This window comes from uncultured Sphingomonas sp., assembly GCF_937859915.1.
Lineage (GTDB): Bacteria > Pseudomonadota > Alphaproteobacteria > Sphingomonadales > Sphingomonadaceae > Solisphingomonas.
This window is the reverse complement of the sequence record NZ_CALMAW010000093.1, coordinates 1-9,778: the sequence shown is the minus strand read 5'-3', so window position 1 is coordinate 9,778 and position 9,778 is coordinate 1. Positions and strand designations below refer to the sequence as shown.

Sequence of the window (9,778 nt, the reverse complement as noted above, 5' to 3'; positions counted from 1 at the left end):
AGCGATAGACCGCCGACAGGCTGTTGCCGCCGCCGCTATTGTCGATCACGCTGACCACCGCATCCTCGACGTGCGACAGGCTGCTCGTCGCGCGGACCGTCCCGACCTTGCGCGCGATGCGGTTGACCGCCTTGCCGACGATCTCGCGCGCGAAGCGCGTGACGTCGTCGCTGGCAGGCGAGCCGGCGGTGGTGACCCGGTTCAGCGTGCCGTTGAGCGTCGCCTGCGTCGGCGGGCCGTAGCTCGTCGTGAAATTCTCATAGCTGTCGCCGATCGTCTTGCCCGCGACCAGACGGCTGGTCTCCTGCAGCAGCGAGGTGCGCGCGTCGCTGTCGTCGCTCTCGAGCAGCGCGAGCTCCTCGCCGCTCTTCTGGTCGATATCGAGCCGCTGGCGCCCCTGCCGCTGGACACCTCGCGGCGCTCGCCGCGCATGACATTCTCGATCCGCGCAATCTCGCCGGGCACGTAGCGCAGCAGACGCTGGCGGACCATCTGGAGGTCGCCGACCGCATAGGGCTCGATCCAGCCGCGATGGCCCGACGCGGGCGGCGACGACCCGCCCCCCGCGGGCAGCGGGAAGACCGTGGCTGGCAGGAGCAGCGAGGCGTGGGCGACCGCGTCATTCTGCGCCTTGGTCAGCGTGCCGACGTGCAGGCGACCGTCGGCGTCGATGCTGAGCGTCTTGGCCACGGCATTGGCCAGCCACAAGGTCAGCGCAAGGTCGGCGAGCAGCGCCTGATCATAGCCGAGCAGCACGGTCAGCGCGAAATAGCTCTGCCAGACGCGATCGAGGGCGGCGGCATAGTCCGGGCCGCGCAGCCAGGCGCCGGTCTTGCCGTAGCGCTCCAGCAGCGCCTGCAAGGCGTGGCAGAGCGTGTCGACCCAGCCGGCACGATCCGCTTGCTGGAGGCGCAACGCCAGCGGCGCGAATTCGGCGATCGGCCCCCGCAGGTCGGAGCGGCTCGCGATATACTGGCGCTGCCACGGCATCGCGCCGTCAATAAAGGCCAGCGCCAGGGCCTCCATCGCCGGCCGGCCCTGCGGCACGAGCGCGGCCAGCGCGACGAGGAAGCTCGCGCCCGGCGGACTCGTATCGTCGTAGGAGAAGAAGCGATCGTGCAGATCCTCGGCGGGGATCTTCGGCCATTGGCGGACATAGAGATAGGGGAAGAGCTCGTCGTGCGGAGTGATGATCGCCACCGGATCGCCGTCCTCGTCATCGTCCATCGGCGGCGGGACGGGTGTCGGGGGATCGGGCGGCGGCGGCGGTGGCGGGATCGGCTCGCGGCTGAGGAACACCAGGCCCTGGAAATGCTGCACCGGCGGCTGCCCGCGCCAGTCATAGGTGAGGTCCGCATTGACGCCGATCGAGGGCGCGCGGCGATCATTGTCGTGGATCACCGTCATCGTGCCGCGCAGCCGGTAGCCGGACAGGAAGTCGAGCGAGATCGGCGTCGCGCGGGCGGCGCTGAGCGTGAGCGTTCGGGTCTCGGCCGGCGGCCACCGACAGGTCACCGCGACCCGATGCCCGTCGGGTGCGGCGCCGCGTTCCATCGCGAAGACCAGTTCGAAGACGGTGTCGACCTCGGGAAGGGCCCAGCGGTGCTCGACGATCGTGTTCATCACGCGCTTTCGATGATGCCGCGGACGGAGGGCGGATGTCTGCGCCGCACAGCGTCGCGGCGCAGACACCTAGTCCATCGCGCCGAGCGATCAGGCCCAGCTGACATTCTGCAGCGTGAAGGCGAACGGCTGCGAGTTCTTGCCCGGTCCGCCGCCCGTCATCACGATGTCGGCGCTGGACATGCCGAGCAGCGACAGCTCGGTGTTGACCTGTTCGACGATGGCGGAATTCATCACCTGGCCCTGCGTCACCTGCGAGACCGCGCCGATCCAGATCGTCGGCAGGAACTGGAACGCCGCCATCTGGCCGGGCGCGATCGTCGACTTGGTCGCGAGCAGCGTACCGCTCTTGTAGATGTTGGCGTTGACCGCGCCTGGGGAAGATTGTTCGAGAGCTGCACCTCGGTCGGATAATTGGACAGGCCCGAGCGGTTCAGCATGTCGCCCGAGGTGGTCAGCGTGACCTGGAAGGCGTTGCCCGGCTGGGCGTCCAGCTTCGGCGTGTAATTGCCATAGCTGTCGCTGGCGCTGACCTGCATCGTCATCGGGTAGACAAACGGGTGATTGTCGCCGAACCCGCAATGTTCGATCACCTTCCAGGCGACCGCCAATTCTTCATAGCCCGCCGCGACGTTTTTCTGGAAGACGACGATCTGCGAATTATTGGCGTCGGCAGACTGATTGATGAAGTTGAGTTGAATATCCATCGTCCATGTTCCCTTTGTAAAAGGCATAATGAAATGGGATCTTGCCCAAGATAGGCCGCGTGTCGCCGACGGGACCGATATGCAGTCCGGAACGCAATCTATACGGTAATGGACACTGGCATGGCGGTCGGCGTTCGACGGTGGTAAATTGGCAGGCGCAGTCCGACAACGCCGAGAGACGTTTAAAATTTCACTTTTGACGATATGCGAGAATGGAGTTTGTTTAGACCATATGTAATATGGATCAAACTGGATGTATTACTGTGTCGACGTATGGTAGATGTCGAATATTATTCATAAGTATATCGGCCGTGATGATGGACCATAGGGTGCGCAGCGTGGCATATCGTCCATAATGCTGCGATCTCGACTCGGGTTGAGCGCGGCGCGCAGCGCGCCCGACGAGGTAGTGCGGACGTCGGGCGCAACGCCCCGGCGCGTCAGGGCGCGATCATGCCCTGGATCTTGCCGACGAATTCGCCGATCTCGAACGGCTTGGTGATCAGGCCCATCCCGCTGCCGAGGAACCCCGAGGCCGACGCGGCATGTTCCGCATAGCCGGTCATGAACAGCACTTTGAGCGTGGGGCGGATGTCGCGGGCATGCTGCGCGACCTGCCGCCCGCCAATGCCGGGCAACCCCATGTCGGTCACCAGCAGGTCGATCCGAACGTCGGATCGCAGGATCGCCAGTCCGCCGTCGCCATCGCCGGCTTCGAGCGTGCGATAGCCCTGCTCCGCCAGCGTCTCGACCACGAGGCCGCGCACGACCGCATCGTCCTCGACGATGAGGACGACTTCGCCGCTGCCCTGCGCCGGCGCCTGGCTGCCGCTCGGCAGGCCCTGCACGGGCGCAGCGGGCCGGCTGGCGGCGCTGCGCGGCAGATAGAGGGTGATTGACGTGCCCTCGCCGAGCACGCTGTCGATCCGGACGAAGCCTTCCGACTGGCGCGCGAAGCCATAGGCCATCGACAGGCCGAGCCCGGTGCCCTGGCCGATCGGTTTGGTCGTGAAGAAGGGATCGAACGCCTGCGCGATCGTATCCTCGGACATGCCGATGCCGCTGTCGCGCACCCGTAGGAGGACATAGGCACCGGGTCGAACATCCGCGAGATCGGCAACTTCGGCGTCGCCGAGGATCGCATTGCCCGTCTCGATCGTGAGCGCGCCGGTGCCGGGCATCGCGTCGCGCGCGTTGAGCACGAGGTTGAGCAGCGAGCTTTCGAGCTGGTTCGGATCGCACAGCGTCGTCCACAGCCCGTCGGCGAGGACCAGGGTCAGGCCGATATGCTCGCCGATCGTGCGCTGGAACAGATCCTCGAGCGATGCGAGCAGCGCGTTGGCGTCGACGGCACGGGGATCGAGCGGCTGGCGGCGCGAAAAGGCGAGCAGCCGGTGGGTGAGCGCCGCCGCCTTGTTGGCCGACAGGATCGCGCGCGCCATGAAGCGCTCGATGTCCTCGGTGCGTCCCTGGCCAAGCCGGCGCATCGCGATCTGCAGGCTTCCGGTTATCCCCTGGATGATATTGTTGAAGTCGTGCGCGATACCGCCGGTGAGCTGGCCGACCGCCTCCATCTTCTGCGCCTGGCGCAATTGCTCCTCGAGGATCGCCCGCGCGTCCGCTGCCTCGTGCTCGGCGGTGACGTCGCGACCGACCGCGACGACGCGGGGCGCATCCGGTTCGGGGACCAGCGACCAGGCAAGCCAGCGCCAATCGCCATTGGCGGCGCGAAATCGGTTCTGGAATCGGGTCGGCCGGCCGCTCGCCTGCACGTCCGCCATCTGCGACACGACGGTATCGGCGTCGTCGGGATGGATGAAGTCCATGATGGGTCGGCTGAGCAGCGTCGCCTCGTCATAGCCCAGCAGCCGCGTCCAGGACGGGCTGATCCGGAAGAGCTCGCCTGCATAGCCGGCGATCGCGAGCAGGTCCTCGCTCGTCGCCCATAGCCGGTCGCGTTCGCGGGTCCGGTGGTCGACCTGCTCTTCCAGCGATGCGGCGAGCGCGCGCAGCGCCGCCTCGCTGCGGCTGCGTTCGACCGCGGTGCGGGTGCGGTCGGCGAACTCGCGGATGAACGCGACATCGTCGACCGACCACCGCCGGACCTCGTCATGATTGAGATAGAGCACGGCGACGAGCCGGCCCTGCTCGATCACGGGCACGTTGGCGAAGGCACGCGCGCTGCGCGCCTCGAGCGCGCCGGCGACCGCGGCAGTACGCGGATCGTCCTCGACATCCTCGATCGTCACCACCTCGCCGCGCTTGAGATCGTCGATGAACGATCCATAGTCGCGCAGCGGCACGAGGGCGGGGAGCGGCGCTATGCCCGGCGCGTTCCAATCGCGTTCGACCTGGAGCGTCTCGGCGACGGGGTCGATGGTGCCAAAGCCCGCGCGGCTGACCCGCATGCTTTCCCCGAGCAGTTCGGATGCGACGAAGGCGATGTCGGAGGCCGAGGCCTGATCGCGCAATCGGTCGCTCAGTTCGGCAAGCGTCGCGCGGCGCTGTTCGGCGAGCACGCGCTCGGTGAGATCATATCCGCTGACGAAGATGCCGTCGATCGCGCCGAGTTCATTATAGGTCGGATCGTAGCGGAGATCGATATAGCGGTCGTGATCCTCGCCGAACAGCCGGATCGGCGTCGCGTGGAGCACGACCGGTTCGCCGGTCGCGTAGACCCCGTCGAGCATCTCGAAAAAGCCCTGCCCGTGCAGGTCGGGGAAGGGATCGCGCACCGGCCGACCAATCAGCTCGCGGGGCCCCGCAAAGGTCATATAGGCGTCGTTGACATAATCGTAGACATGCTGGGGCCCGCGCAGCACGCCGATAAACCCCGGCAGGCGCTGGAACAGGGTGTAGCGGGTCCGGTTCTCCTCGGCGAGCCGGCGTGCGGTCAGCACCTGCTCGGTGGTTTCGGTGCAGACGATGAAGACGCCGCCTATGCCGCCTGCCGCCTCGTCGTCGATGGGGCTGTAGCTGTAGGTCCAGTAGCACTCGCAGCGCACGCCCGCGCGGAGGAGGGGGACGGGCTGGTTCTCATGATAGATGCCGCCGTCGCCGCGCATGACCTGGTCGATCTGCGCGCTCACCAGCGGCCAGATGTCCGCCCAGACCTCGCTGGCGGGGCGGCCGAGCGCGCCGGGATGGCGGTCGTCGCCGAGCGCGGCACGATAGGCGTCGTTGTACAGGCACAGGCTGCCGGCGCCCCAGAGAATGCAGGCCGGCTGGCGCATGGTCAGCATCAGGCGGACGATGCGGCGCAACGACGGGGGCCACTGTGCGACTGCGCCGAGCGGCGTGCCGCTCCAGTCATGGTCGCGGATCAGCGCCCCCATCTCGCCGCCTTCGGACAGGAACTCCAGCGACCCCGACATCCGCGCTACCGCCCCCTCAGCGGGCCGATCTCAGTCACGGCTGCGGGAGCGGTGTGAGCGAAGTCGACACGAGACCATGATCCAGATTTATCAGCAGGGCGCACCGCTAGCCAGTCCATTCGCCGGATTGCGCCCGGCGGCTGCGATCCCGTCTGGCCGCACGCCTATATCCTGTTGGATTGTCGGCTCAATTCCCGGGGAGTCGTGGTCGTCGTGCGTCCGCGTCGGTGGATGGCGGCGGGGTGTCGCGGCGTGCATCTGGCGACGAGACATTGTCCGTCCACCGGGATAAGAGCGGCGCGTGGCGCACCCGCTGGTCGAAATTGCCTATAATCCCTTGTCGGGGGGCCATGCCCCACACCGGATCGACGCGCTGCGCGCGGCCTTCGAGACGCGCGGCGCCACGGTGCGCGTGACCACGGTGGCGGACCAGCGGTTCGAGATCGACGCTGGAACCACATGCCTGTGCGTCGCCGGTGGCGATGGCACGGTGCGCCAGGCCGTGCAGGCGGTGCAGCGCACCGGCCGGGAGATCGTGATCGGCATCTATCCGACCGGCACGGTCAATCTTATCGCGATCGAGGCGGGGCTTAGCACCGATGCGGATGCCCTGGCGGACCGGTTGCTGGGTGAGGTCCGCCATCGCTCCTACAGCGTCTCGCTCAACGATACGCAATTCACCGTCTGTGCCAGCGTCAGCCCGGAGACGTGGGCGGTCGAGCGCGTATCGCTGCGGCTCAAGGGCCGGATCGGGCGGTTCGCCTATGCGGTGGCGGTGCTGCCGTCGCTGATCGCCTGGCCGCGCCGGACGATCCGCATCGCGGTCGACGGACGCCGCCTCGACTGCGAAGCCTTCTACGTCGCCAAGGGACGCTACTTCGCCGGCCGCTGGGTGCTGGCGCCGGATGCGCGGCTGGGCACGTCCGACATGCGGCTGGTCGTGCTCAAGACGGCGCGGCGGATCGACATGGCGCGCTTCTGGCTGCGGCTGGCGACCCGCCGGCCGGTCGACGATCTTGCGTTCGTCGAGACGATCACCTGCACGGCGTTCAGCGCCGAGGCCGAGGGTGCGCTCGCCATACAGGCCGATGGCGACATCGTCGCGACGCTGCCGGGCCGCTTCGCCCTGATCCAGGCGCCGGTCTATTTCGCCTAGCGCAGGGCAGGTCCGCGCGGGGGGCTGATCCCCAGGGCGCCGTCGCCGTCACGACAGCAGCGCGGCGAGGCTTTCCATCGAATAGGGCTTGTGGACGAGCTCGAACTCCTTGCTGCCGGCCTCGGCCAGCACATGGCTGTAGCCGCTGGTCAGGATGACGGGGAGCGCAGGCCATCGCGCGCGGATCGTCTGCGCGAGCTCGATCCCGCTCATCCCCGGCATGACCACGTCGGAAAAAACGAAGTCGAACAGCTCGCCTTGTTCGAGCTGCTCGACCGCGGCCGCGCCATTATGCGCCCAGACCACGTCCTGGCCGAGCTCGGTGAGCGCGCTGAGCGCGAAGCGGCCGACCGTCTCATTGTCCTCGACGAGCAGGATGCGGTGCTTGGACGGGGTCGGATCGATCGGCTTGCGGGGCACGATCAGCTGTTCGGCGCCGGCGCCGGCCTGCGGCAGGTACAGGCTGAAGGTGGTGCCGCTGCCCGGTTCGCTCGCGACCGCGATGTCGCCGCCCGACTGTTTGGCGAAGCCGTACACCTGGCTGAGCCCGAGGCCGGTCCCTTTGTTGACGTCTTTGGTGGTGAAGAACGGCTCGAAGATTCGCGGCAGCTTGTCGGCTGCGATGCCGGTTCCGCTATCGCGGACCCAGACGCGGACGAACGCGCCGTCGGCCTGGGCGTGATGGCGGATCGACGGCTTGTGGCCGACGCATTCGATCCCGATCGTCAGCGCGCCCCCGGTGGGCATCGCGTCGCGGGCGTTCACGACCATGTTGAGGATCGCGGTCTCGAACTGGCTCGGGTCCGCCTCGATCGATCCGCCGCCGTCGGCGACCTCGATCCGGTAGTCGATCGGCGAGCCGATCGTCGTGGTGATGATATGCTCCATGCCGTCGAGGCGCAGCGCGACATCGAATCTCTGGGGCCGGAGCGGCTGCTGGCGCGCGAAGGCGAGCAACTGTCCGGTCAGCACGGCGGCGCGATCCGCGGTCTCCGAGATCGCCGCCAGGTAGCGAAGTCGCTTCTCCTCGGTCAGCCCCGGCCGCTGGAGCAGCTCGGCGGAGCCGCGGATCACGGTCAGGAGATTGTTGAAGTCGTGCGCGACCCCGCCGGTCAGCCGTCCGATCGCCTCGAGCTTCTGGCTCTGCGCCAGCGCCTCCTTGCCGGCATCGATCTGCTCCTGCGCGCGGCGGCGCTCCGAGACGTCGCGGGTGATCTTGGCGAAGCCGGTCAGCGCGCCGGTTTCGTCGTAGATCGGATCGATCAGCACATTGGCCCAGAACAGCGACCCGTCCTTGCGGACGCGGATCGCCTCATTCTCGAACTTGCCGTCGCGCGCGGCGATCGCCAGCGCGCGCGCCGGTTCGCCCGCCGCCTGGTCCGCCGCTGTGTAGAAGCGCGAGAAATGCTGGCCGACGATCTCCTGCTCGCTATAGCCCTTGATCGCCTCCGCGCCGGCGTTCCAATTGCTCACGATGCCCTGCGGATCGAGCATGTAGATGGCATAATCGCGGACGCCCTGGACGAGCATGCGGAAGCGCTGCTCGCTCTCGCGCAGCTTCGCCTCGGCCTCGCGCCGGTGGCTGATGTCGCGGGTGACCTTGGCGAAGCCGATGACCGCGCCATTCTCGTCGCGCACCGGATCGATGACCACGCTCGTCCAGAAGCGGGAGCCGTCCTTGCGGACGCGCCATCCTTCGGCCTCGAACGTCCCCGCCTCGGCGGCGATGCGCAGCGCGCGTGCGGGCATGCCGGCGGCGCGGTCCGGCTCGGTATAGAAGCGCGAGAAATGCTGCCCGATGATTTCGGAGGCCGTATAGCCCTTGAAGCGCTCGGCCCCGGTATTCCAGCTGCTGACATTGCCGTGGCGGTCGAGCAGGTAGATCGCATAGTCCTTGACCGCGTCGAGCAGCAGCTGCAGCCGTTCGGGCTCGGCCAGCAACGCCACGTCCTTGAGCGGAACCATAGGCTGATCATCCATTCGCTCGCCCTAGCCGAGCAGGCCGGAGGCGGAAAGCGAATAGCCCTTGCCGCCGACCGATGCGGTCGCTCTTTTGATCGATAGCACGGCGTGACCAATGGTCGGCAGCGCTGGTGTCGCCCGCCGTCTGACGAGCCTGGGCCGCGCGTCGTTGCCGTCCTATTTGCGGCCGATCGTCGCGCATGGTGATGGCGCGCCGACGTCGCCGCTATTGCATGGTTCACAATAATGTGTCTCACCATGGGCTTGCACCGGCAACAATGCTTGGGCGACGAGAGGATGTGTGGATGAACGATGCTGTGCACGTGCCTGCGGACAATGACGCCGCCGCGAGCCACAAGGCGATGATCGCGATGGCGCTGATCATTGCGGTCGCGATGATCGGCGGTCTGGCCGCGCTTCTGCTCTTCTCGCTGTGACCTAACCGCGCGCGAAAGCCGGGCGTGCACCCCGCGCGGCAGCGCTGCCGCCGCGCGGGCGTCGAGATGGCGTCATCGATCGCCACCGCTGTCCTCGGGCTCGCCACGTCGCGTCGCCGACACGCTCGGGCTGATCGCCCGCTCGGTCGCGTCCGGCGGATCGAGGTGGCGCGTTTCGTCGATCCGCGCGGCGCAATGGCACGCAGCGGCTGCCGGCGCGATCGATCGTCGCACGGCCGCCACGCAGACGTCGCTGCTGATGCGTAGGCGGGATCGCGCCGCAGATCCGGGTCGGCCCGACCGTCCCGCTGCCGACCGTCCGGGCAAATATTTTGGGCGCCGGCAGGCGTGTCCGCGACGATGCTGCAATCCTGCAGGACGCGACTGCAAAAGCGCGTGCTTGCATGCGCCGATGCCGAGGCCGATGCAGCGCAGAACAATGGAACAGGAGAGAGCCGGTGCTTGACGTAGGCCACAGGATTGCGGGCGCCGAGGGCGGCGTGTCGTCGCGCTATGCGG

Annotated in this window: 8 protein-coding genes; 3 read left to right on the top strand and 5 right to left on the bottom strand. The window is 67.5% G+C overall.

Annotation, left to right across the window (positions count from 1 at the left end; all coding sequences use genetic code 11):
- Positions 1 to 23 precede the first annotated feature (23 nt).
- Positions 24 to 242 carry a hypothetical protein gene (locus Q0326_RS12445; RefSeq protein WP_298690917.1) on the top strand — a complete coding sequence of 73 codons (219 nt, stop codon included), beginning with the start codon at positions 24 to 26 and terminating at the stop codon, positions 240 to 242.
- Here the strand turns inward: Q0326_RS12445 and Q0326_RS12440 are convergent.
- The 4 genes from Q0326_RS12440 to Q0326_RS12425 all read right to left on the bottom strand — a co-directional run bounded on the left by Q0326_RS12440 (position 202) and on the right by Q0326_RS12425 (position 5,704).
- Positions 202 to 1,623, bottom strand: coding sequence for a hypothetical protein (locus tag Q0326_RS12440; protein WP_298690915.1), 1,422 nt, complete (start codon positions 1,621 to 1,623; stop codon positions 202 to 204). The two genes, Q0326_RS12445 and Q0326_RS12440, sit on opposite strands and share 41 nt — an antisense overlap.
- 90 nt (positions 1,624 to 1,713) lie before the next feature.
- Entirely contained in the window at positions 1,714 to 1,926 is a 213-nt protein-coding gene (locus tag Q0326_RS12435) for a hypothetical protein (protein ID WP_298690913.1), read from the bottom strand.
- Positions 1,872 to 2,330, bottom strand: a complete 459-nt coding sequence (locus Q0326_RS12430; RefSeq protein WP_298690911.1) for a hypothetical protein — start codon at positions 2,328 to 2,330, stop codon at positions 1,872 to 1,874. The genes Q0326_RS12435 and Q0326_RS12430 overlap by 55 nt, the downstream gene beginning before the upstream one ends.
- A 440-nt stretch (positions 2,331 to 2,770) precedes the next feature.
- Positions 2,771 to 5,704 (bottom strand): PAS domain-containing protein, encoded by a 2,934-nt coding sequence (locus Q0326_RS12425; protein WP_298690909.1) that lies wholly within the window; start codon positions 5,702 to 5,704, stop codon positions 2,771 to 2,773.
- A 301-nt stretch (positions 5,705 to 6,005) separates the two neighbouring features.
- Here Q0326_RS12425 and Q0326_RS12420 point away from each other — a divergent pair, with 301 nt between their 5' ends.
- Positions 6,006 to 6,860 (top strand): diacylglycerol kinase family protein, encoded by an 855-nt coding sequence (locus tag Q0326_RS12420; protein WP_298690907.1) that lies wholly within the window; start codon positions 6,006 to 6,008, stop codon positions 6,858 to 6,860.
- 48 nt (positions 6,861 to 6,908) lie between these two features.
- On the opposite strand, the gene Q0326_RS12415 is transcribed toward Q0326_RS12420, so the two are convergent.
- On the bottom strand, positions 6,909 to 8,825 hold the full coding sequence (locus Q0326_RS12415; protein ID WP_298690905.1) for a PAS domain-containing sensor histidine kinase: 1,917 nt from the start codon (positions 8,823 to 8,825) through the stop codon (positions 6,909 to 6,911).
- A gap of 302 nt (positions 8,826 to 9,127) precedes the next feature.
- Between Q0326_RS12415 and Q0326_RS12410 the strand changes: the two genes are divergently transcribed.
- Positions 9,128 to 9,259 carry a hypothetical protein gene (locus Q0326_RS12410; protein WP_298690903.1) on the top strand — a complete coding sequence of 44 codons (132 nt, stop codon included), beginning with the start codon at positions 9,128 to 9,130 and terminating at the stop codon, positions 9,257 to 9,259.
- Positions 9,260 to 9,778 lie beyond the last annotated feature (519 nt).